The following is a 22,386-nucleotide window of genomic DNA, read 5'->3' as shown; positions in this document are numbered from 1 at the left end:
TTGAGTTCTCAAGGAACGGACGCTTCCTTTGTACTTACCCTCGCGGGCTTTCCTCCGGGCTTCGTTCTTCGTTTCCGACTCTATCAGACTCTTTCAGACTCTTTCGTGTCCGATTCCCGGTCGAAGCGGGATCTTGCTTTTTCGCTTTCCAGTTCTTCGCTTTCGCGTTTCCCTTTCCGGCGATTCCAACTCTACCAGATTCTTTTCCCGCTCCGTTTACCGGAGTTGAATTCGAATTCGGTGACCGTTGGGGGCCTTCCCTTTCGGGAGATTCAGACCTTATCAGGTTTCCCTGGGCTGATTTACCCGCGCTCGTGGGTGTGCCCGGGCACGTGAGTGCTCACAGGTTCCTTCGAGGCGGGAGACGTAAACGTACTGGAGCGGGGCCCCCGGACGCAAATCCGGTTGCCCCGCTCCAGTGAGGACGCTACGAGGTCGCTACGGAGAGCGTCAGACCTCGACCACGACGGGGAGGATCATCGGGCGGCGGCGGTAGCCGTCCGAGACCCACTTGCCCATGGTGCGGCGGATGAGCTGCTGGATCTGGTGCGGCTCCGCCACGCCGTCCGCCGCCGCGCGGGCGATGGACTCCTCGATCTTCGGCAGGACCGCGGCGAAGGCCGAGTCCTCGATGCCGGAGCCCCTGGCCTGGATGTTCGGGCCGCTCACGATCTTGCCCGTGGTGCTGTCCACCACGACGTAGACCGAGATGATGCCCTCGTCGCCGAGGATGCGGCGGTCCTTGAGGGAGGCCTCGGTGACGTCGCCGACCGAGAGGCCGTCGACGTACACGTAGCCGGCCTGGACCTTGCCCGTGATCTTGGCCTTGCCGTCGATGAGGTCGACGACCACGCCGTCCTCGGCGATGACGATGCGGTCCTTCGGGACACCCGTCAGGGCGCCCAGCTCGGCGTTGGCGCGCAGGTGGCGCCATTCGCCGTGGACCGGCATGAGGTTCCGCGGCTTGCAGATGTTGTAGAAGTACAACAGCTCGCCGGCCGAGGCGTGGCCCGAGACGTGCACCTTGGCGTTGCCCTTGTGGACGACGTTGGCGCCCCAGCGGGTCAGGCCGTTGATCACGCGGTAGACCGCGTTCTCGTTGCCCGGGATCAGGGACGACGCCAGGATCACGGTGTCGCCGGGGACGATCCTGATCTGGTGGTCGCGGTTGGCCATGCGGGACAGCGCGGCCATCGGCTCGCCCTGCGAACCGGTGCAGACGAGGACGACCTCGTGGGCCGGCAGGTCGTCGAGCGTCTTGACGTCCACGACGAGACCGGCCGGGACCCGCAGGTAGCCCAGGTCACGGGCGATGCCCATGTTGCGGACCATCGAGCGGCCGACGAAGGCGACCCTGCGGCCGTGCTCGTGGGCGGCGTCGATGATCTGCTGGATCCGGTGCACGTGGCTGGCGAAGCTCGCCACGATGATCCGGTTCTTGGCACCGGCGAAGACGTTGCGCAGGACGCCCGAGATCTCGCGCTCCGGCGGGACGAAGCCCGGGACCTCGGCGTTCGTGGAGTCCGAGAGGAGGAGGTCGATGCCCTCTTCGCTCAGACGCGCGAAGGCGTGCAGGTCGGTGAGGCGGTTGTCCAGCGGGAGCTGGTCCATCTTGAAGTCACCGGTGCACACGACCATGCCGGCGCCGGTGCGGATGGCCACGGCCAGGGCGTCCGGGATGGAGTGGTTGACCGCGATGAATTCGCAGTCGAAGGGGCCGAGGTTCTCGCGCTCGCCTTCCTTCACCTCAAGGGTGTAGGGGCGGATGCGGTGCTCCTGGAGCTTCGCCTCGATGAGGGCCAGCGTCAGCTTGGAGCCGATCAGCGGGATGTCCGGCTTCTCCCGGAGGAGGAACGGAACGGCGCCGATGTGGTCCTCGTGGCCGTGCGTGAGGACGATGCCCTCGATGTCGTCGAGGCGATCCCGGATGGACGAGAAGTCCGGAAGGATCAGGTCGATGCCCGGCTGCTCCTCTTCGGGGAAGAGGACGCCGCAGTCGACGATCAGCAGACGACCGTCGAACTCGAAGACGGTCATGTTGCGACCGATCTCGCCGAGACCGCCCAGGGGGGTGACCCGGAGGCCGCCCTTGGCGAGCTTCGGGGGCGGGCCGAGTTCAGGGTGCGGATGGCTCAAAAGTATCTCCTTAACCACACACGCCACGTACCTACGAAGGCACGTGGCGGGCATGTCATTCGTGCACAGGTGCACTTGCTGTGTGTCTTGTGGGTGTTTCTGGTACTGCGTATTCAGTTGTGAAGTCTGTGGTGCCCGGCGTCGGGCCCGGTGTCAGAGCTGTACCCCGCCGGCAGCAAGATCGATCTTGAGCTGGGCCGTCTCTTCGGCGGTCAGCTCGATCAGCGGCAGTCGCAGCGGACCCGCGGGCAGGCCCTGGAGGTGCAGCGCGCCCTTGGTGGTGATGACGCCCTGCGTGCGGAACATGCCGGTGAAGACCGGGAGCAGCTTCTGGTGGATCTCGGTCGCCTTCTGCACGTCGCCGCCGAGGTAGGCCTCCAGCATGGAGCGCAGCTCGGGGGTGACCACGTGGCCGACGACGGAGACGAAACCGGCCGCGCCCACGGACAGCAGGGGCAGGTTCAGCATGTCGTCGCCGGAGTACCAGGCCAGGCCGCTCTGCGCGATGGCCCAGCTGGCACGGCCCAGGTCACCCTTGGCGTCCTTGTTGGCGACGATACGCGGGTGCTCGGCGAGGCGCACGATGGTTTCGGTGTTGATCGGGACACCACTGCGACCGGGGATGTCGTAGAGCATGACCGGCAGCCCGGTGGCGTCGGCGATCGCCGTGAAGTGCCGGTAGAGGCCCTCCTGCGGCGGCTTGCTGTAGTACGGCGTGACCGCGAGCAGGCCGTGCGCGCCGGTGCGCTCGGCCTCGCGGGCCAGTTCCAGGGTGTGGGCGGTGTCGTTGGTGCCGATGCCGGCGACCACGTGGGCGCGGTCCCCGACCGCTTCGAGCACGGCTCGTACGAGGTCGTTTTTCTCCGCGTCGGTGGTGGTCGGGGACTCACCGGTGGTCCCGTTGATGATCAGGCCGTCGTTGCCTGCGTCCACCAGGTGGACGGCGAGCTGCTGCGCGCCGTCGAGGTCGAGTGCGCCATCCGCCGTGAACGGCGTGATCATGGCGGTGAGGACCCGCCCGAAGGGGGTCTGCGGAGTCGAGATCGGAGCCATGGGTAACACGCTACTCGCTGCCACGCTCGCGGTGTCCCCTCGGGGGACGTCAACAGGGGGGTGCCGACCCCTGGAGGTCGGGTGGTGTTGGATCCCGGCACTGCCTGCTCGGGGGTTCAAGCAGTGCCGGGTCCGTTTGATCAGCCTAGATGAACTTTGCGAAACGTCGCAATACGGACACTTTGGTCAAGTCTCCGCACATGCGTACGTGCCGGGCGCCGCACGGGATTCCGACGTTACGGAGCGACACGGCCGTTGGTGTTGAAGGCCGCGTGGGTCAGGGGCATCAGGGAGGCCCAGTGCTCTTCCATCTTCTCGCCGACCATCTCGATCTCCCGCTGCGGGAAGGACGGGACCGCCGCCAGCTCGTGCTGGGTGCGCAGGCCGAGGAAGTGCATGAGCGAGCGCGCGTTGCAGGTGGCGTACATCGACGAGAAGAGGCCGACCGGCAGCACCGCGCGGGCCACCTCGCGGGCCACGCCCGCGGCGAGCATCTCCTGGTACGCCTCGTAGGCCTGTCGGTACGAGTCCTCCATGACGCGGCCGGTCAGCTCCTGCTGGTCCGCCGTGCCGTCGACGAAGACGTACTTGCCCGGGCGGCCCTCCTGGACCAGCTTGCGCTCGGTGTCGGGCACGTAGAAGACCGGCTGGAGCTCCCTGTAGCGGCCCGACTCCTCGTTGTAGGACCAGCCCACGCGGTGGCGCATGAACTCGCGGAAGACGAAGATCGGGGCGCTGATGAAGAAGGTCATCGAGTTGTGCTCGAAGGGGCTGCCGTGGCGGTCCCGCATCAGGTAGTTGATCAGGCCCTTGGACCGCTCGGGGTCCTTCTGGAGCTCTTCGAGGGACTGCTCCCCGGCCGTGGAGACCCGGGCCGCCCACAGCACGTCGGTGTCGGCGGCGGAGTGCTTCACCAACTCCACCGTGACGTCACTGCGGAAGCTGGGTTTGAGGTCTGAAGCGGCGGTCTCGCTCACCGGGGGTCCTTCCAAAGGGCATCGCTTGGGGCGCGACCACTCTACGGCGCCGGGCACCCGTCCCCGGACCGGGGCACAGACCGTTCCACATCTGACTCCCAGCCATAAAGTTCCGCTAAATTGCCGAAATCCGGCACCGTTCGGCCCCGTTGTACGTCCTTACGAGTAGTGGTGGCCACCCGGGTCGCCACCCGGCCCCAAGGGCCCGATCGTGAGGAGAGTCGCTCCCATGTTCCGCCGGCGCGAACCCGTCCCGTTTGCCTTCGTCGCCGAGGCCGACCGTTTCCGCAGCAACGTCACCCCGCCGCCACGCGAGAGTCTCGGTTTCGGGCAGATCGCCGCCCGTAGTCTGGTCGGACTGACCGTGGTGGCGGGGCTCGTCGGCTCATTGCTCTTCGGCATGCCCGCACTGCAGCCGCACAAGGCGCCCGAAAAGGCCCAGCAGTCCGAGGCCTCCGAAGGGCGTTGAGCCGTACCGACCCGTCCGGCCCCCCTGAGGTGGTCGGCCGTGATCGGACTGGGTAGCCTCACCGGCACTGCCCTACCGAATGTGCATGTGAGTGAGGATCAGCCGTGCCCCTGCCCTTCCTGACGGCCGAGCACCTCGACGGCGAGGACGATGCCGACGCGGCGCTCCCCCACGACGACCCCGACCGCTGGCGTCGGCCCTACCGGCCCGGCCCCTGGCGGGTGGCCATCGCGGCCGTACTGCTCCTGCTGGCCTCGTTCATGCTGCTCGCGACGATGATCATCGCGTTCGCGGGCGCATGGGCCGGCGCCGCCGTCTGTGCCGCCGCCGCCCTCGCGGTCATCGCGACCGCGCTGCGGATGCTGCGCGCGGGCGTCTGGGTGAGCCGTACGGGGCTGCGCCGGGTGGCCTTCTTCTCGACCCGCTCCATTCCCTGGTCCGAGGTCGGCGAGGTCCGCACGGTCCAGCAACCGGTGCGCTGGCTCGGCCTGCCCCGCACCGTGCAGGGACAGGCGCTGACCGTGGCCGCGCGCGACGGGGCCCCGGCCCCGGTGCTGCTCACCGACCACAGCGCGGACTTCCTGGCCCGTGCCGAGGCCTTCGACCGTGCCGCGGGCATCGTCGAAGCCTGGGCCGAGGAGTACCGGGCCGTCCCGGTGGGCTGAGCGGGCGTCACCGGACCCACACGCCGCACGGAGGGCCGTACAGGTATCAGACCTGTACGGCCTTTCCGTCGTGGAGGGCGATCGCCCGCTGCATGGCCTTGCGGGCCCGCGGGGTGTCGCGTGCGTCGTGGTAGGCCACGGCGAGGCGGAACCAGTTGCGCCAGTCCCCCGGGGCCTCTTCGGTCTCGGCCTTGCGGCGCGCGAAGACCTCGTCGGCCGAGTCCCGCAGGATCCGGCCGTGCTCGTCCCGCTCCAACTCGTCCACGGGCAGCCCGCCCTCGGCCTCCAGCTCGGTGGAGAGCTGGTTGGCCCGGGTGACGAACCGCGTGTTCTTCCAGAGGAACCACACGCCGACGACGGGCAGGACCAGCACCGACAGCCCGAGGGGGACGGTGATCCAGGTGCCCATGGACAGCAGGGTCACGCCCTGGCGGCCGGCCAGGACGAAGTAGAAGACCAGGACGGCGGCCGTGATGAAGTAGATGATCTTCGCGCGCATAAGGAGTGCTACTGCCTGCTCAGCCGAGGTCGAGGAAGTGTTCCAGGCCGAAGGTGAGGCCCGGGGTCTGCGTCACGCGGCGCGCGCCGAGCAGGATGCCCGGCATGAAGCTGCTGTGGTGCAGGGAGTCGTGGCGCAGGGTCAGGGTCTCGCCCTGACCGCCGAGCAGCACCTCCTGGTGGGCCAGCAGGCCCGCCAGGCGGATCGCGTGCACCCGGACGCCGTCCACGTCGGCGCCGCGGGCGCCGTCGAGCGCGGTGACCGTCGCGTCGGGCTGCGGGGCGCAGCCGGCTTCGGCGCGGGCCGCCGCGATCAGCTGCGCCGTGCGGGTCGCCGTGCCGGAGGGCGCGTCGACCTTGTTCGGGTGGTGCAGCTCGATGACCTCGACGGAGTCGAAGTAGCGCGCGGCCTGGGCCGCGAACTTCATCGTGAGCACCGCGCCGATGGAGAAGTTCGGGGCGATGAGCACACCGGTCTGCGGCGAACCGGAGAGCCAGGTGTTCAGCTGCGCGAGGCGGTCCTCGGTCCAGCCGGTCGTGCCGACGACCGCGTGCATGCCGTGGCGCACGCAGAAGTCGAGGTTGCCCATGACGGAGGCGGGGGTGGTCAGCTCGACCACGACCTCGGCGCCGACCTCCGCCAGCGTCTCCAGCTTGTCCCCGCGGGAGAGGGCGGCGACCAGTTCCATGTCCTCGGCGGCCTCGACGGCCCGTACGGCCTCGGAGCCGATCCGGCCCTTGGCACCGAGGACGGCCACGCGCAGCTTGCTCATGTCTTTCGCTTCCTTACGTCCGTGACGTCGTACGTTGCTACGCGACCGCTTCGTCGAGGCGCGCGGCCTGCTTCTCCTTCAGCGGGCCGATCACCGACAGCGAGGGCCGCTGGGCCAGTACATCGTGCGCGACCGCGCGGACGTCGTCCGGGGTCACCTCGGCGATCCGGGCCAGCATGTCGGAGACCGACATCTGGGTGCCCCAGCACAGCTCGCTCTTGCCGATGCGGTTCATCAGGGCGCCGGTGTCCTCCAGGCCGAGGACCGTGGAGCCGGAGAGCTGCCCGATGGCGCGGCGGATCTCCTCGTCGGTGAGCCCGTCGGTGGCGACCTTGTCCAGCTCGTCCCGGCAGATCCGCAGCACGTCGTGGACCTGGCTGGGGCGGCAGCCCGCGTAGACCCCGAAGAGGCCGGTGTCGGCGAAGCCGGAGGTGTACGAGTACACGCTGTAGGCCAGGCCGCGCTTCTCGCGGACCTCCTGGAAGAGGCGGGAGGACATCCCACCGCCGAGGGCCGTGTTCAGCACGCCGAGCGCCCAGCGGCGCTCGTCGGTGCGGGCGAGTCCCGGCATCCCGAGGACCACGTGGGCCTGCTCGGTCTTGCGGTTGACCAGCTCGACCTGCCCGGCGACGCGGATCCGGCGGGTGCCGGTGCGCGGGCCGATGGGCTCCTGGCCGGTGCCGTCGAAGCCGGCGCGCTCGAAGGCGGCGCGGACCTGGCGGACGACCTTGGCGTGGTCGACGTTGCCCGCGGCGGCCACGACCAGGTGCGTCGGGTCGTAGTGCTTCTTGTAGAAGCGGCGGATCCGGTCGGCGCTCAGCGCGTTGATCGTGTCGACGGTGCCGAGGACGGGACGGCCCAGCGGGGTGTCGCCCAGCATGGTGTGCGCGAACAGGTCGTGCACGCAGTCGCCCGGGTCGTCCTCGGTCATCGCGATCTCTTCGAGGATGACGCCGCGCTCGGCGTCGACGTCCTCCTCGCGGATCAGCGAGCCGGTGAGCATGTCGCACACCACGTCGATGGCGAGCGGCAGGTCCGTGTCGAGCACCCGTGCGTAGTAGCAGGTGTACTCCTTCGCCGTGAAGGCGTTCATCTCTCCGCCGACCGCGTCGATCGAGGAGGAGATGTCGAGGGCACTGCGCTTCTTGGTGCCCTTGAAGAGGAGGTGCTCCAGGTAGTGGGTGGCGCCGTTCAGCGTGGGGGTCTCGTCGCGGGATCCGACGTGGGCCCAGATGCCGAAGGTCGCCGAGCGCACGGACGGCAGCGTCTCGGTGACGATGCGCAGTCCGTTGGGCAGGGTCGTGCGGCGGACCGTGCCGATCCCGTTCTCGCCCGGGAGCAGGGTTTGGGTACGGGCGACGGCCCGCACCTCGGAAGAGGTGCGGGCCGTCACTCGGGAACTACGCGACATCACTTGTCGGAGTCGTCCTTGTCAGCGTCGGCGTCGGCCGCTTCGCCGTCGATCACGGGGATCAGCGACAGCTTGCCACGGGAGTCGATCTCGGCGATCTCGACCTGGACCTTGGTACCGACCGCGAGCACGTCCTCGACGTTCTCCACGCGCTTGCCACCGGCGAGCTTGCGGATCTGCGAGATGTGCAGGAGGCCGTCCTTGCCGGGCATGAGGGAGACGAAGGCACCGAAGGTGGTGGTCTTGACGACCGTACCCAGGTAGCGCTCGCCGACCTCCGGCATGGTCGGGTTGGCGATCTGGTTGATCGTGGCACGGGCGGCCTCGGCGGCCGGACCGTCGGAGGCGCCGATGTAGATGGTGCCGTCGTCCTCGATCGTGATCTCGGCGCCGGTGTCCTCCTGGATCTGGTTGATCATCTTGCCCTTGGGGCCGATGACCTCACCGATCTTGTCCACGGGGATCTTGACCGTGATGATCCGCGGGGCGTTGGGGGACATCTCGTCCGGCGTGTCGATCGCTTCCATCATCACGTCGAGGATGTGGAGGCGGGCGTCGCGGGCCTGGGTGAGGGCCGCGGCCAGGACGGAGGCCGGGATGCCGTCCAGCTTGGTGTCCAGCTGGAGGGCGGTCACGAACTCCTTGGTGCCGGCGACCTTGAAGTCCATGTCGCCGAAGGCGTCCTCCGCACCGAGGATGTCGGTGAGGGCGACGTAGTGCGTCTTGCCGTCGATCTCCTGGGAGATCAGACCCATGGCGATGCCGGCGACGGGGGCCTTGAGCGGCACACCGGCGTTCAGCAGCGACATGGTGGAGGCGCAGACGGAGCCCATGGAGGTCGAGCCGTTGGAGCCGAGGGCCTCGGACACCTGACGGATCGCGTAGGGGAACTCCTCGCGGGTCGGCAGGACCGGCACGATCGCGCGCTCGGCGAGCGCGCCGTGGCCGATCTCGCGGCGCTTGGGCGAACCCACGCGACCCGTCTCGCCGACCGAGTACGGCGGGAAGTTGTAGTTGTGCATGTAGCGCTTGCGGGTCACCGGGGAGAGGGTGTCCAGCTGCTGCTCCATGCGGAGCATGTTGAGGGTGGTGACGCCCAGGATCTGGGTCTCGCCACGCTCGAACAGCGCCGAGCCGTGCACGCGCGGGATGGCCTCGACCTCGGCGGCGAGGGTACGGATGTCCGTGAGCCCGCGGCCGTCGATGCGGACCTTGTCCTTGATGACGCGCTCGCGGACCAGGGCCTTGGTCAGGCTGCGGTACGCGCCGGAGATCTCCTTCTCGCGGCCTTCGAAGGCCGGGAGGAGCTTCGCGGCGGCGATCTCCTTGATGCGGTCCAGCTCGGCCTCGCGGTCCTGCTTGCCCGCGATGGTGAGCGCCTTGGTCAGGTCGCCCTTGACCGCGGCCGAGAGGGCCTCGTAGACGTCGTCCTGGTAGTCCAGGAAGACCGGGAACTCGCCGGTGGGCTTGGCGGCCTTCGACGCGAGGTCGGCCTGCGCCTTGCAGAGGGCCTTGATGAAGGGCTTCGAGGCGTCGAGGCCGGCGGCCACGACCTCCTCGGTCGGCGCCTCGGCGCCGTCCTTGACCAGGGCGATGGTCTTCTCGGTGGCCTCGGCCTCGACCATCATGATCGCGACGTCACCGTCGTCGAGCACGCGACCGGCGACGACCATGTCGAAGACGGCGTCCTCGAGCTCGGTGTGCGTCGGGAAGGCGACCCACTGGCCACGGATCAGCGCGACGCGGACGCCGCCGATCGGGCCGGAGAAGGGCAGACCGGCCAGCTGCGTGGACGCGGACGCGGCGTTGATCGCGATGACGTCGTACAGGTGGTCCGGGTTGAGCGCCATGATCGTGGCGACGACCTGGATCTCGTTGCGCAGGCCCTTCTTGAAGGAAGGACGCAGCGGGCGGTCGATCAGGCGGCAGGTGAGGATCGCGTCCTCGGAGGGCCGGCCCTCACGACGGAAGAAGGAGCCGGGGATCTTGCCGGCCGCGTACTGCCGCTCCTCGACGTCCACCGTCAGGGGGAAGAAGTCGAGCTGGTCCTTGGGCTTCTTCGACGCGGTGGTGGCGGACAGCACCATCGTGTCGTCGTCCAGGTAGGCAACGGCGGAGCCGGCGGCCTGGCGGGCCAGACGGCCCGTCTCGAAGCGGATGGTGCGGGTGCCGAAGGAACCGTTGTCAATGACGGCCTCGGCGTAGTGGGTCTCGTTCTCCACTAGCGTTTTCTCCATTTTCGTCGTCTCCCGTCCTCCGCCCGTGTGGCGGGGGACGGTTTTCGGAGAAGCGCTCCTTGCGTGCGGGCCGGTCTTCGATCGAAGCATCCGGTTCGTGGCCCGGCATTCGGGCCTTCCGGGTGCCACTACCGAGGACCGGCGGCGTAGGGAGGGCGCTCCTCCTCTTCTGTTGTGCTGCGGACCAGACTACAAAGCGTCCGGTACGTCCCGCACGTACAGCAAAGGGAGCGGTCCCCTAATCGTGGGAACCGCTCCCTTCACGGCGTTCTTACTTGGCGCCCGCGGCACCGCGGCGGATGCCGAGGCGCTCGACCAGGATGCGGAAGCGCGCGATGTCCTTCTTGGCCAGGTACTGCAGCAGGCGGCGGCGCTGGCCGACCAGGATCAGCAGGCCACGACGCGAGTGGTGGTCGTGCTTGTGGGCCTTCAGGTGCTCGGTCAGGTCCGAGATGCGGCGGGAGAGCATCGCGACCTGCACCTCGGGGGAGCCGGTGTCGCCCTCCTTGGTGCCGAACTCGGTCATGATCTGCTTCTTCGTAGCGGCGTCGAGCGGCACGCGTACTCCTCGTGATAGGTCTTCGTAGCCACCGAGTGCCCCAGGTCGAATTCTCTGGGGAGCTTCCGTAACTCGGGAGGCGGGTCCGCTGGGCGCAGATCTTCAGAGGCTTCGTGAGAAGGCTCCGGGAACGCGTACACAAGCGGCCGTCACCCACAGTACCAGGCCGCCGGAGCGGCCCGTCTCAGCTGGTGAGCGAGCGGGCCGCGGTGTAGACGTCGAGGACGGCCAGGCAGAGCGGGACCAGGCTGAGCAGCACGGCGGCCTCGGTGAGGTCGAGGAGTCGGCCCCAGAAGGGTGACAGGCCCTTGCTCGGGATGACCAGCGCGATCATGGCGAGCAGCGCGGCACCCGCGGCGACGGCGGCCGAGAGCCAGATCGTACGGATGTCCAGGCCGCCGTGCTCCCCGTACTTGTACAGGTCGTCCAGCAGGGCGGTCGGCGGGTTCAGGGCCAGCCCGAGGACGAGCAGGGCGATGGCGGCGAGCCCGGCGGTCAGGGCGCACACCACCTGCGAGGTGTAACGGAAGAGGCGGGCGCGCAGCAGCATGGCCAGTCCGGCGCCCAGGGCGAGGAGCTGGCCCCACAGGTTGTGGGAGAAGCCGAGCACGGCGGCGGATCCGACGACGACCGCGGCGCAGCCGCCGACCAGGCCGAGCAGCATCTCGTGACCGCGGCGGGCCTGGGCGGCGATCAGCTCGGCGTCCAGCGGGGCGCCCTGCTCGGAGGGGTCCGAGGAGGGGTCGCCGTAGGGCTCGCCCTCGAAGCGGTCCGGGGTCTCGTAGTCCTCCACTGAGCTCTGCGGGGCGGCGTAGCCGATGGGCAGCCGGGCGAAGCGCGCGGAGAGGCCGGGGAGGAAGGCGACCAGGGCGATGGCGGTGGGGGCGCAGACGGAGGCGGTCGCGGTCGCGGAGGCCTCGGTGAGGATCGCGACGAAGGTGGCGATCGTGCCGGTGGCGCCGAGGAAGGTGGCCGCGACGAAGGGGGCGTCGCCGCTGGGGGTGAGGGCGGCCAGGGCGACCGAGGCGACCAGGACGACGACGCAGCCCAGCAGGAACTGGAGCCGGCCGGGTCCCTGGCCCGGGTCGGGCCCGATGATCCCGGAGCCCGCGATCAGCAGGAGCGGGAGGGCGCCGAGGCCGAGGGCGACGGCGGAGCCGCGGTCGCGGTAGACCCGGGCGCGCAGGCCGGCGGTCGCGGTGAGCAGCAGGCCGAGGGTGCCGGCGATGATGCCGGGCAGGCCGTGCATGTCGTGGCGGACGGGGTCGGCGTACCAGAGGACGAAGCCGATCAGGACGAGCAGCAGGACGGCGCCGGCCAGGCCCGCGCCGCGCAGCATGTCGTCGCTCCAGCGGTGCCGGTCGCGGACCACGGCCGAGGCGACGGCGTCGGAGACGTCGTCGAAGACGGCGGGCGGCAGCGATTCGGCGAAGGGGCGCAGGCTCAGCACTTCGCCGTCGAGCACCTGCTGGCCGGCCAGGGTGCGGGCGCCGTCGAGGACGGTGCCGTCGCGGCGCACCAGGTGGTAGCCGGTGGGGGCGCCGACGGGCTGGGTCTGGCCGGTGAGGCGGAGCAGCTCGGGATAGACGTCGGCGACGGCGATGTCCTCGGGGAGGGCGACGTCGATGCGGCTGTCCGGGGCCACGACGGTGACCCTGCAGAAACCCGTCGTTGCGGCCGTACTCACCTGTGTGACCCCCTGGTTGGCGGACTCGTCCGGCGTGGCGCCGACACCTGCCGCACTGCGGATTCGCGGATGCGCATGCTGCGCGCGGCCACCCTACCGGGCATAAGGCGGACTGTCGGCAAGTAGGATCACCTCCGCGCGGAGGACACCCGCTCCGCACCCGGGACTTGGGGGCGCCGGTATCGACGTCCCGTCCGTTTTCGAGGGATTGATGCTCCGGTGAGCCAGATCGTCGTCAAACGCCCGCCGCGGTCGCTGCCGCCCGAAGTACCTTCGGACGAACTGCACCTGGAGCCTCCCCCCGAGCTGCCGCGCGGGCAGCAGGAAGGCATGGCGATGCAGCTCCTGCCGATGCTCGGCATGGGCTCTTCCGTCGTGTTCTTCTTCATGCCGAACGTGCCGTCGTTCATGCGCATCATGGGTGTGCTGATGCTGGTGTCGACGGTGGGCATGGTGATCGCGCAGATCATGCGGTACCGGCGCGGTACGCAGGGGCAAATGGCCGACGTGCGCCGCGACTACCTCAAGTACCTCGCGCAGACGCGGCGCCAGGTGCGGCGGACCGCGCGCTCGCAGCGCGACGCGCAGCTGTACCTGCACCCGGCCCCCGAGCAGCTGTGGTCGGTGGTGGCCGAGGGCTCGCGGCTGTGGGAGCGCCGGGTCGGCGACGAGGACTTCGGACAGGCCCGGCTGGGCTTGGGTGCGCAGCGGCTGGCGACGCCGCTGGTGGCGCCGGACACGGCGCCGGTGGACGAGCTGGAGCCGCTGACGGCGGGCGCGATGCAGCGCTTCCTGAAGGTGCACTCCTCGCTGGACGGGCTGCCGGTGGCGGTGTCGGTGCGGGCGTTCTACCACGTGACGGTGTCCGGTGAGCCGGAGGCGGCGCGGGGCACGGCGCGGGCGCTGGTCGCCCAGCTGGCGACGCTGCACTCCCCCGAGGACCTGATGGTGGCCGTGGTGGCCGCGCCGGGTGCGGTGCCGGTGTGGGACTGGACGAAGTGGCTGCCGCACACGCAGGTGCCCGGTCAGGTGGACGGCGCCGGCACGAAGCGGTTGTTCGGGGACGACCTGGGTGAGATCGAGGACCTCCTCGCGGCGCGGTTGGACGGGCGGCCGCGGTTCAGCCGGGACGTGCAGCCGGTGCTGGACCAGCCGCACATCGTGGTGGTGCTCGACGGCGGGATGGTGCCGCCGGATTCGGTGTTCGCGGCGGCCGAGGGGTTGCAGGGGATCACCATCGTCGAGGTGGTCCCGGGCGAGCTGGACGAGCCGCGCGGCGGGCTCTCCGTCGTGGTGCGGCCCGGCCGGCTGCGGCTGGAGTCGGGTGCGGGGATCGCGTACGAGGGCGTGCCCGACGTCCTGTCGCTGCCCGCGGCCGAGGCGTTGGCGCGCCAGCTGGCGCCGTTGCGCACGGGCGGTGGGGACGACGACGAGCCGCTGCTCGCCAACCTGGACTTCACCGACCTGTTGAACCTGGGCGACGCGGGCTCGATCGACGTGGCGCGGACCTGGCGGCCGCGCTCCGCCGGTGAGCGGCTGCGCGTGCCGATCGGGGTCGGCGAGGGCGGCGCCCCGGTGATGCTGGACCTCAAGGAGGCGGCGCAGGAGGGCATGGGGCCGCACGGCCTGTGCGTCGGCGCGACCGGTTCCGGCAAGTCGGAGCTGCTGCGCACGCTGGTGCTGGGCCTGGCGGTCACGCACACCTCGGAGACGCTGAACTTCGTCCTCGCGGACTTCAAGGGCGGTGCGACCTTCACGGGCATGTCGCAGATGCCGCACGTGGCGGCGGTCATCACCAACCTGGCCGACGACCTGACCCTCGTGGACCGCATGGGCGATTCGATCCGCGGCGAGCTCCAGCGGCGCCAGGAGCTGCTGCGGTCGGCGGGCAACTACGCCAACATGCACGACTACGAGAAGGCGCGGGCGGCGGGCGCGCCGCTGGAGCCGCTGGCCGCGCTGGTGCTCGTCATCGACGAGTTCAGCGAACTCCTGACGGCGAAGCCCGACTTCATCGACATGTTCATCCAGATCGGCCGGATCGGCCGGTCGCTGGGCGTGCACCTGCTGCTGGCCTCGCAGCGGTTGGAGGAGGGCAAGCTCCGCGGCCTGGACACCTACCTGTCCTACCGGATCGGTCTGCGGACCTTCTCGGCGGCGGAGTCGCGGACGGCGATCGGCGTGCCGGACGCCTACCACCTGCCGTCGGTGCCCGGTTCGGGATACCTGAAGTTCGGCACGGACGAGATGACCCGCTTCAAGGCGGCGTACGTCTCGGGCACCTACCGCTCGGCCGGGCCGGACCTGTCGGTGGGCCGGTTCCCGCTGGAGCGGCGGCCCGCGCTGTTCACGGCGACGCCGGTGCCGGTGGTGTACGCGGCGCCGGACCCGGCGTACCTGGCGGCGCAGGCCGCGCGCGCGGACGACGCGCTCGCGGACACGGTGCTCGACGTGATCGTGGCGCGGCTGGAGGGCCAGGGCGTGCCCGCGCACCAGGTGTGGTTGCCGCCGCTCGACCAGGCGCCGCCGCTGGACCAGCTGCTGCCCGCGCTGGCCGGCACGGCGGAGCGCGGGCTGCACGCGGAGGGCTACACGCGGCCCGGCGGGCTCGTCGTGCCGCTCGGCCTGATCGACAAGCCCTTCGAGCAGCGGCGCGAGGTGCTCTACCGGGACTTCTCGGGCGCCGCCGGCCACCTGCTGATCGTCGGTGGTCCGCAGTCGGGCAAGTCGACGCTGATGCGGACGCTGGTGTCCTCGTTCGCGCTCACGCACACCCCCCGCGAGGTGCAGATCTACGGTCTGGACTTCGGCGGCGGCGGTTTCTCCGCGGTGCAGGACCTGCCGCACGTGGGCGGGATCGCCTCCCGGCTGGACCCGGAGCGGGTGCGGCGCACGGTCGCGGAGGTCGCGGGCGTGCTGAACCGGCGCGAGGAGTTCTTCCGCGCGCACGCGATCGACTCGATCGGCACCTACCGGCGGCGGCGGGCCTCGGGCGACCTGGCGGAGGAGGCGTTCGGTGACGTCTTCCTGTTGATCGACGGCTGGGGCCAGTTCAAGAACGACTACGAGCACCTGGAGCCGGTGGTCGCGGACATCGCGGCGCGCGGGCTGGGCTACGGCATCCACGTGGTGCTGACCGCCTCCCGGTACATGGAGGTGCGCGCGGCGCTCAAGGACCAGATCCTGGGACGGCTGGAGTTGCGCCTCGGTGACGTCATGGACTCCGAGTTCGACCGCAAGGTCGCGGCGAACGTGCCGCAGGGCGCGCCGGGCCGGGGCCAGGTGCCGGAGAAGCTGCACTTCATGTCGGCGCTGCCGCGGGTGGACGGGCAGGCGGGGCCGGACGGGATGTCGGACGCGACCGCCGCGTTCGTGGAGTCCGTGCGGACGGGCTGGTCGGGGCCGGGGGCGCCGGCGGTACGGCTGCTGCCGCGCAAGCTGCCCGCGGACCGGCTGCCGAAGGGCTTCGAGTATCCGGAGCACGGCATCGCGATCGGCATCGACGAGACCAACCTGGAACCGGTCTTCATCGACTTCGAGACCGACCCGTTCTTCCTGATCTTCGGTGAGAGCGAGTCGGGCAAGACGGCGCTGCTGCGGCTGATCGCGAAGCAGATCAGCGAGCGCTACACACCGGAGCAGGCGCGGATCGTGGTCGGTGACTACCGGCGCACCCTGCTGGAGGCGGTGCCGTCCTCGCACCTGTTGGAGTACGCGCCGATGGCCTCGGCCATGCAGATGCACATGGAGGCGATCGCGACGGTCATGGGCAAGCGCGCCCCGGGCCCGGACATCACCCCGCAGCAGCTGCGCGACCGGAGCTGGTGGACCGGCCCGGAGCTGTTCGTGATCATCGACGACTACGAGCTGGTGTCGACGAGCACCTCGAACCCGCTGTCGCAGCTGGTGGAGAACCTGCCGTTCGCGCGGGACGTGGGCATCCGCTTCATCGTGGCCCGCTCCTCGGCGGGTGCGTCGCGGGGTGCGTACGAACCGTTCATGCAGCGGGTCAAGGAGCTGGGCGCGCAGGGCCTGATCCTGTCCGGCGACCGCAACGAGGGCGACATCCTGGGCAACGTCCGGGCCCGCCCGATGCCCCCGGGGCGCGGCACCTTCGTCTCCCGCAAGCGCGGCACCCCGCTGATCCAGGCGGGCTGGCTGGCGGACCGTTAGCACAGGGCGGTGCGGGTGGTCCAGTACCGCTGACGGGCGGGGCGGGCGCACGTACGATGCGGGGAGTGGCCGCGCAGTGACCACCCGCACCGCCGAGAGGAATTCGTGCCGATGGCTGACGCACACGAGAAGGACGCGCTGTACGCCCTGGATATTTCGGGCGTGGAGTGGACCAGCGCTCCGGGCACCGAGGAGCACGAGGAGCGGGTCGAGATCGCGCACCTGCCCGAGGGTGCGGTGGCGATGCGGTCCTCGCTGGATCCGGAGACGGTGCTGCGCTACACCGAGGCGGAGTGGACCGCCTTCGTACTCGGCGCCCGCGACGGGGAGTTCGACCTCCGCTGAGCATCCTGGCTCCGGGACGTCGTACACGTACGAGAGGGGCCCGCGCACCGAGTGCGCGGGCCCCTCTCGTACGTTCGGGGTGCTGCCGGTCAGACCATCCGGAAACGCGTCGCGTTGCCGCGGTCGGTGTCCTGGTAGCCGACGAGCGAGCTGTCGAGCAGGTTCGCGATGTTGCCCAGCTTCGCGTTCATCTGGTCCATGTTGGTGGTGACGTCGCGCTGGATCTCGAGGTAGGCGGTCTTGGCCTCACCCTCCCAGCTCTCGGCGACGGTCTTCACCTTGTTCATCAGGTTCTCGAGCCCCTGGCTGAGCTGCGAGCTGGTGGTGCGCACGTCGGACGCGGCGGTCGCGACGGTGTCGTAATTGACTGCGAGTGACATCGCTGTCTTCCCTCCCGTTGTGGTTCGTTACAGCCGTGCGGGCGTGCGTCAGACGCCGAGGATGGAGCTGGTGTTGCCGCCGACCTTGCGGATCTCGGCGATGCGCTCCTGCTCCTGGGCGGTGAAGCCCTTGACGCTCATGCGCATGGCGTCTTCCAGCTCGATCAGGCGCTGCTTGATCTTGTTCATGTTGTCGTTGACGCCGCGCTGGAGTACGTCGTACTCCTTGCTGGCGGCACCCTGCCAGCCGGCCTGGATGCGGTCGACGACGTCGTTCAGGCGGTTGATGCGGCCCGAGAGATCAGAGTGGTACGTGTTGATCTCATCTGCGAGCTTGACCTTCTTTTCGTCATCGACTTGAAGGTTCATCGCCATGTCGGTTCTCTCCCGTCATCACACTTGTGAAGTCCACTGACACTGTAGCCACTTCATAGGACAGGCCCAACAAGTATGCCCGGGCAGGTGCTCGGTTCCCGGAGTGCAAACCCGCGTTCCGGCCTACGCAGGGGCGCTTGGTCCGGTTCGGCGCCTTCTGCGACGCGTCTCCCGGGCCACCGCCGCCGCTCCCGCGATGACGGCGATCACGACGGATCCAATTCCCAGAGCGTACGTCCCCACGCGCGCCTGGCGCTCCTGCGCGGTCTCGTCGAGGACGAGCGGCGCGGCTTCGGGAGCTGCCGCGGGCGGCGGTCCCGGGTCCGCACTCGGCGGCCCGGCCGGCGGTGCGGCGCTGTCCGTGGCGACCGCGCGGACCGGGTCGACGACTCCCCAACCGACGTAGTCGTCACGGCCGTTGACGGCGCGCTCGGCGGACTGCTCGATCTGCCAGATGATCTGCGGGGCGGTCCACTTGGGGTTCTGGGCGCGCAGCAGGGCCGCGAGGCCGGCGACGTACGGCGCGGAGAAGCTGGTGCCGTTGTCCACGCACTGGCCGAAGCCGGGAACGGTCGAGACCATGTCCACACCGGGCGCCGCGACGCCGACGAAGGGGCCCGGCTGGGAGAAGGCGGCGCGCTCGTTGTTGCGGTCCACGGAGGCGACGGCGAGCACGCCGGGGAAGGCGGCCGGGTAGGTCTTGCGCTTCTGGCCGTCCATGCCGTCGTTGCCCGCGGAGGCGACCACGACGATGTCGGCGGCCACGGCCTCCTTGACGGCCTTGCCGAGGTCGGATTCCTCGGCCATCGGCAGGGTGGTGTCCTGCGAGATGTTGATGACCTGGGCCTTCTGGGCGATCGCGTGTCGGATCGCGGCGGCCAGGGTGTCGGCCTTGCCGGTTTCCTTGTCGTCGTTCTGCCGGATCGGGATGATCGTGGCCTCGGGGGCCAGCCCGACGAATCCGGTGCCCTCCTGCGGGCGGGCCGCGATCAGGCCGGCCACCTTGGTGCCGTGGCCGACGGTATCGGTCGTGCCGTCGCCGCCCTTGGGATCGATGTAGTCCTTGCCCGCCCCGACGTCCACGGCGGAGGCCAGCTGCGGGTTGACCCGGTCCACGCCGGTGTCGATGACGGCGACCCGGACGCCCTTGCCCTTCGTCTTCGCCCACAGCGCGTCCAGCAGCAGGCGCTGGAGGGCCCAGGGGCGGTCCGCGATCTGCTTCTTCATGGGGAAGGTGCACTCGCCCGCGCCGGCGAGCCGGACCGCGGGGACCGCCCCGGCGGGGCGCGGGTCGGCGGTCGGGGCCGCCGCCGCGACGGCGGCGGACGTCAGGGTCGCCGCGGAGGTCAGGGCGAGGGCCGTGGCGCGGAGCGCGACCCGGCGGCGCGCCGCCTTCGCCTTCGACTTCGGGGTCGGCTCGGGGATGGGCATCGACATCGGCGTCCTCACGAACCCTGGGGCTGGCGCGCGGCGTTGGTGTCCAGCCGGGGGCCCTTCGACAGGAACTCGGACCACGCGATCGGCACCAGGGTCGGTACGACGTTCCCGTAGCCCAGCCGGATCTGTGCCTGGCTGGCTTCGGGGCGGCCGTCGGAACCCTTCGCCTTGGGGTCGGACGCGCCGATCTTCGAGTGCTCGGCGTCGCTGTCCCCGTTGGCCTGGACGGCGTACCGCAGGCCGGTGTCGGTCACGAGGAAGAGGGTGCCGCCGGCGGTGCCCTGGTTGCCCTGGGTCTGGGTGTAGAGGAGCCCCGAGCCGGGGGTGACGTAGGCGCTGGTGCCGCTCGCGGTGATGTCGACGGGGAAGCCGGTGCCCGCCCAGGTGCTCATCGTCTGGTTGCCCTGGCCGTCGACGCCGCGCAGGACGTTGCAGACGGTGTCGCGGTCGGGGCTCTGGCCGGAGCCCGCGGCGGGGGCGGGGGTGCCGGGTGCGGGGGTCCGGTTGATCTGGGCGGACTTCTTCGCGGGCCAGCGGGCGTCGCCCCGGAAGGGGACGGGGTCCGGGCTGAGGGACTGCAGGTCCACCTCGCGCGGCTTGCCCGTCATGTTGAGCTTGTCGGTCGCGGGCGCGTTGATGAGCAGCCAGGCGACGAACTCGGTGACCGGGGAGACCTTGCCGCCGGGCAGCACCACGTAGTGCTGCGGGCCGGAGCCGGTGACGGCGCGCAGCACCATGCCCACCCGGTTGTCGGCGGTGCTGAGCCCGGACACGCCCGCGTCCGCGCCCACGGTGCCGGGCAGTTGCGGGAAGCCGAGGTCCTCGCCCGGCTTCAGGGTGGCCAGCCACTGGTCGGTGACCTGTTGCGGAGTGCCGCTGCCGACCAGGGCGTTGGTGAGCTTCTGGGCGTCGGAGGCCGCCGGGCTGCCGGCCGCGCCCTCGGGGAACTTGTACCTGGTGCCCGTGGCGTCGATCAGGAAGCGTTCCTTGGTCGGGCCGGAGCTCTGGACGTAGAGCACCTGGCCGTCGGCGACCCGGCGGGCGTCGTCCAGCAGGGGGGCCTCGCGGTCGGCGAGGACGAAGGTGGCGCTCTGCACGCCGTGTCCGTTGCCGCCCGGCTGCTGGCAGACGGCCCAGCGCTTGGCCTTGCCCGCGTCGGCGGGGGCGGGCAGCCGGTCGGGGGCGTAGGGGATGCCGATGATCGGGCCGCGCGGGGGCTTGCCCCCGTCGAGGAGCTTGTCGTCGACCTGGATGACCTGGAACTTGTCCGGGTCCAGGAGCAGCCGGGCGGACGCCAGGTTGAGGACGGGGTGCAGCCGGGTCTGCGTCTTGCCGCCGTCCTTCGTGGTGAGGACCACGTACCGGGTCGTCGAGTTCTTGCCGACGATGACCTTCGCGCCCGGCTCGGCCCATCCCTTGGGGGCCTGGGACTTGAACATGCCCCACGCGCCGAACGCGGCGAGGATCAGCGCTCCGACCACCAGCCCCGGCACGGCCGCGCGCAGGGGGCGCGGCGCGCCCTCCTCGGTGCCGGTGGCGGACGGCTGGAGGAACGCGGCAACGGTGCGCCGCTTCGCAAAGGTGTACGCGTTCAGCTCATCGCGTCGTGATGCCATGACCGCCTGCTTCTCCCCGCACGGCCCGGTCGGTGGGTCCGGTCCCCGAGCCTCGATTGTCGGACCGGGCACCTACTATGCCTGTTGACGGAGGGTGCGCAGGGGCCGGGTAGGGTGAGGACGCCGCTCCGTGCCTCCCGTACCGGGGTAATCAGGGCTTGTTGGGGTGGTTAGGGGAGATTCCGGGGTCACGCGGGCAGGTGCCGCATGGTCGGAACTCACGGGGCCCGGCCCCGGGAAGGGGAGGTCCGCCAGTGAGGACGACCGCGAGGCAGCGGCGTGCGGCCGAAGCCGCACCGGAGCGCGGCGCGCCGTCCGCCCGGGAACACACGGGGAATTCGAGTACCGCGTCAGGTGTGACACCACACCCCCGGTCGAGCCCGGGGCGGTTCGGACCGTTCCGATTGCAACAGCTCGTCCTGGTCCAGGTCGCGGCCGCGGTGCTGCTCGTCGCCTGGGTGGTGGACCCGCTGCTGCTGGTGCCGGCCGGTGTGCTGGCGGCCGTGCTCCTCCTGCTGGCGGTCGTCCGCCGCCACCAACGCTCGCTGCCCGAGTGGATCGGTACCGCGCTCGCGCTGCGCGCACGCCGCCGCCGGGCCGCCTCCTCCCCCGTGCCCACGGGCACCGAACCGGGGCTGGCGCCGCTCGTCGAAGCCGATCCGGCACTGCGGACCTGCACGTTCAGCGACCGCGACCGCCGCCCGGTCGGCATGATCGGCGACGGGACCTTCCTGACCGCGGTCGTCCAGGTCGACATGGACGCGACCGCGCTGCGCCCGGACCGCTCCGCGCGGCCGCTGCCGCTCGGCATCGTGCGGGACGTCCTCGAAGTGGACGGCATCCGGCTGGAGTCGGCGCAGCTGGTGCAGCACACCCAGCCCGCGCCCGCGCCGCACCTGCCCGCCCAGTCGATGGCCACCCGCAACTACGCGCCCCTCCAGGCCCTGACCGGCACCCCGGCCGTCCGCCTCACCTGGATCGCGCTCAAGCTCGACCCCGAACTGTGCCCGGAGGCGGTCGCCGCGCGCGGCGGCGGCCTGGCGGGCGCGCAGCGCTGCGTGGTGCGGGCCGCCGACCAGCTGGCGAGCCGCCTCGCCGGGGCCGGTTTCCGGGCCACGGTCCTCACCGAGCAGGAGCTGACGGCCGCGCTGGCGACCTCCTCGTGCGCGAACCCGATGGCGATCACCCAGGCGGGTCGCGCGGCCGGCCGCGCGGGCACGCCCGGGCGGCGCACCGAGGAGACCCCGCGGACCTGGCGCTGCGACGACCGGCGGCACACGACGTACTGGATCTCGCGCTGGCCGCAGCTGGGCGGCGGCGCGGCGCCGCTGCCGCAGTTCGTCGCGCTGCTGACCTCGCTGCCCGCGCTGGCCACCAACTTCAGCCTGACCCTGGCCCCGGCCGAGCGGCACGGGGTCACCGTGACGGGGCACGTCCGGATCACCGGGCGCAGCGACGAGGAACTGGTGGCCGCGCGGCGGGCGTTGGAGACCACCGCGCGCGGGGTGAAGACCGCGCTGGTCCGACTGGACCGCGAACAGCTGCCGGGCGTACTGGCTTCGCTGCCCCTCGGCGGCGCACGATGACGGTGGGAT

At 70.6% G+C, this 22,386-nt stretch carries 18 protein-coding genes; 5 read left to right on the top strand and 13 right to left on the bottom strand.

Annotated elements, in window-relative coordinates; genetic code table 11:
* Positions 1–450 precede the first annotated feature (450 nt).
* The 3 genes from ACIBEA_RS29105 to thyX form a co-directional block, all read right to left on the bottom strand.
* A complete protein-coding gene (locus ACIBEA_RS29105) occupies positions 451–2,136 on the bottom strand; it encodes a ribonuclease J (RefSeq protein ID WP_399265872.1) in 1,686 nt (561 codons plus the stop codon).
* Between the two features lie 153 nt (positions 2,137–2,289).
* The gene (gene dapA, locus ACIBEA_RS29100) at positions 2,290–3,189 is read right to left on the bottom strand and encodes a 4-hydroxy-tetrahydrodipicolinate synthase (RefSeq protein ID WP_399265870.1); all 900 of its coding nucleotides are present in this window, start codon (positions 3,187–3,189) and stop codon (positions 2,290–2,292) included.
* Positions 3,190–3,425: 236 nt separating this feature from the next.
* On the bottom strand, positions 3,426–4,166 hold the full coding sequence (gene thyX / locus ACIBEA_RS29095; protein WP_399265868.1) for an FAD-dependent thymidylate synthase: 741 nt from the start codon (positions 4,164–4,166) through the stop codon (positions 3,426–3,428).
* A 229-nt stretch (positions 4,167–4,395) separates the two neighbouring features.
* On the opposite strand from thyX, the gene ACIBEA_RS29090 reads away from it, so the two are divergent.
* Positions 4,396–4,635 carry a hypothetical protein gene (locus ACIBEA_RS29090; RefSeq protein ID WP_385787470.1) on the top strand — a complete coding sequence of 80 codons (240 nt, stop codon included), beginning with the start codon at positions 4,396–4,398 and terminating at the stop codon, positions 4,633–4,635.
* Between the two features lie 104 nt (positions 4,636–4,739).
* Positions 4,740–5,300: a hypothetical protein gene (locus ACIBEA_RS29085; protein ID WP_399265866.1), complete on the top strand. Its 561-nt coding sequence runs from the start codon at positions 4,740–4,742 to the stop codon at positions 5,298–5,300.
* Positions 5,301–5,346: 46 nt separating this feature from the next.
* Here the strand turns inward: ACIBEA_RS29085 and ACIBEA_RS29080 are convergent, their stop codons facing one another.
* The 6 genes from ACIBEA_RS29080 to eccD form a co-directional block, all read right to left on the bottom strand.
* Entirely contained in the window at positions 5,347–5,799 is a 453-nt protein-coding gene (locus ACIBEA_RS29080; RefSeq protein ID WP_399265864.1) for a hypothetical protein, read from the bottom strand.
* Positions 5,800–5,818: 19 nt separating this feature from the next.
* Positions 5,819–6,571, bottom strand: coding sequence for a 4-hydroxy-tetrahydrodipicolinate reductase (gene dapB, locus ACIBEA_RS29075; RefSeq protein ID WP_399265862.1), 753 nt, complete (start codon positions 6,569–6,571; stop codon positions 5,819–5,821).
* Positions 6,572–6,608: 37 nt separating this feature from the next.
* The gene (locus tag ACIBEA_RS29070) at positions 6,609–7,985 is read right to left on the bottom strand and encodes a M16 family metallopeptidase (protein WP_399265860.1); all 1,377 of its coding nucleotides are present in this window, start codon (positions 7,983–7,985) and stop codon (positions 6,609–6,611) included.
* The gene (locus tag ACIBEA_RS29065; protein ID WP_399265888.1) at positions 7,982–10,204 is read right to left on the bottom strand and encodes a polyribonucleotide nucleotidyltransferase; all 2,223 of its coding nucleotides are present in this window, start codon (positions 10,202–10,204) and stop codon (positions 7,982–7,984) included. The genes ACIBEA_RS29070 and ACIBEA_RS29065 overlap by 4 nt, the downstream gene beginning before the upstream one ends.
* Before the next feature lie 286 nt (positions 10,205–10,490).
* Positions 10,491–10,778, bottom strand: coding sequence for a 30S ribosomal protein S15 (gene rpsO / locus ACIBEA_RS29060; RefSeq protein WP_330332947.1), 288 nt, complete (start codon positions 10,776–10,778; stop codon positions 10,491–10,493).
* 184 nt (positions 10,779–10,962) lie between these two features.
* On the bottom strand, positions 10,963–12,465 hold the full coding sequence (gene eccD, locus ACIBEA_RS29055) for a type VII secretion integral membrane protein EccD (RefSeq protein ID WP_399265858.1): 1,503 nt from the start codon (positions 12,463–12,465) through the stop codon (positions 10,963–10,965).
* 219 nt (positions 12,466–12,684) lie between these two features.
* Between eccD and eccCa the strand changes: the two genes are divergently transcribed.
* Together eccCa and ACIBEA_RS29045 are read left to right on the top strand one after the other, a co-directional pair.
* Positions 12,685–16,638: a type VII secretion protein EccCa gene (gene eccCa, locus ACIBEA_RS29050; RefSeq protein WP_399265856.1), complete on the top strand. Its 3,954-nt coding sequence runs from the start codon at positions 12,685–12,687 to the stop codon at positions 16,636–16,638.
* 111 nt (positions 16,639–16,749) lie between these two features.
* Positions 16,750–16,983 carry a DUF397 domain-containing protein gene (locus ACIBEA_RS29045; RefSeq protein ID WP_399265854.1) on the top strand — a complete coding sequence of 78 codons (234 nt, stop codon included), beginning with the start codon at positions 16,750–16,752 and terminating at the stop codon, positions 16,981–16,983.
* Between the two features lie 89 nt (positions 16,984–17,072).
* On the opposite strand, the gene ACIBEA_RS29040 is transcribed toward ACIBEA_RS29045, so the two are convergent.
* The 4 genes from ACIBEA_RS29040 to eccB all read right to left on the bottom strand — a co-directional run bounded on the left by ACIBEA_RS29040 (position 17,073) and on the right by eccB (position 20,791).
* Entirely contained in the window at positions 17,073–17,363 is a 291-nt protein-coding gene (locus ACIBEA_RS29040; protein WP_354383793.1) for a WXG100 family type VII secretion target, read from the bottom strand.
* Positions 17,364–17,411: 48 nt separating this feature from the next.
* Positions 17,412–17,738, bottom strand: coding sequence for a WXG100 family type VII secretion target (locus ACIBEA_RS29035; RefSeq protein ID WP_385779790.1), 327 nt, complete (start codon positions 17,736–17,738; stop codon positions 17,412–17,414).
* Positions 17,739–17,861: 123 nt separating this feature from the next.
* A complete protein-coding gene (gene mycP / locus ACIBEA_RS29030) occupies positions 17,862–19,169 on the bottom strand; it encodes a type VII secretion-associated serine protease mycosin (RefSeq protein ID WP_399265886.1) in 1,308 nt (435 codons plus the stop codon).
* A 14-nt stretch (positions 19,170–19,183) separates the two neighbouring features.
* On the bottom strand, positions 19,184–20,791 hold the full coding sequence (gene eccB / locus ACIBEA_RS29025; protein ID WP_399265851.1) for a type VII secretion protein EccB: 1,608 nt from the start codon (positions 20,789–20,791) through the stop codon (positions 19,184–19,186).
* Positions 20,792–21,045: 254 nt separating this feature from the next.
* Here eccB and eccE point away from each other — a divergent pair, with 254 nt between their 5' ends.
* On the top strand, positions 21,046–22,377 hold the full coding sequence (gene eccE, locus ACIBEA_RS29020; protein WP_399265849.1) for a type VII secretion protein EccE: 1,332 nt from the start codon (positions 21,046–21,048) through the stop codon (positions 22,375–22,377).
* Positions 22,378–22,386: the final 9 nt, after the last annotated feature.

It is taken from the genome of Streptomyces sp. NPDC051555 (assembly GCF_044454405.1).
GTDB lineage: Bacteria > Actinomycetota > Actinomycetes > Streptomycetales > Streptomycetaceae > Streptomyces.
This window is presented reverse-complemented; position numbering and strand designations above follow the sequence as displayed.

Excerpts from the sequence above, each read along its gene's own strand:
- dapA (WP_399265870.1), bottom strand. The coding sequence starts at position 3,189 with ATGGCTCCGATCTCGACTCCGCAGACCCCCTTCGGGCGGGTCCTCACC.
- ACIBEA_RS29090 (WP_385787470.1), top strand. The coding sequence starts at position 4,396 with ATGTTCCGCCGGCGCGAACCCGTCCCGTTTGCCTTCGTCGCCGAGGCC.
- ACIBEA_RS29080 (WP_399265864.1), bottom strand. The coding sequence starts at position 5,799 with ATGCGCGCGAAGATCATCTACTTCATCACGGCCGCCGTCCTGGTCTTC.
- dapB (WP_399265862.1), bottom strand. The coding sequence starts at position 6,571 with ATGAGCAAGCTGCGCGTGGCCGTCCTCGGTGCCAAGGGCCGGATCGGC.
- ACIBEA_RS29045 (WP_399265854.1), top strand. The coding sequence starts at position 16,750 with ATGGCTGACGCACACGAGAAGGACGCGCTGTACGCCCTGGATATTTCG.
- ACIBEA_RS29040 (WP_354383793.1), bottom strand. The coding sequence starts at position 17,363 with ATGTCACTCGCAGTCAATTACGACACCGTCGCGACCGCCGCGTCCGAC.
- ACIBEA_RS29035 (WP_385779790.1), bottom strand. The coding sequence starts at position 17,738 with ATGGCGATGAACCTTCAAGTCGATGACGAAAAGAAGGTCAAGCTCGCA.
- mycP (WP_399265886.1), bottom strand. The coding sequence starts at position 19,169 with ATGCCCATCCCCGAGCCGACCCCGAAGTCGAAGGCGAAGGCGGCGCGC.
- eccB (WP_399265851.1), bottom strand. The coding sequence starts at position 20,791 with ATGGCATCACGACGCGATGAGCTGAACGCGTACACCTTTGCGAAGCGG.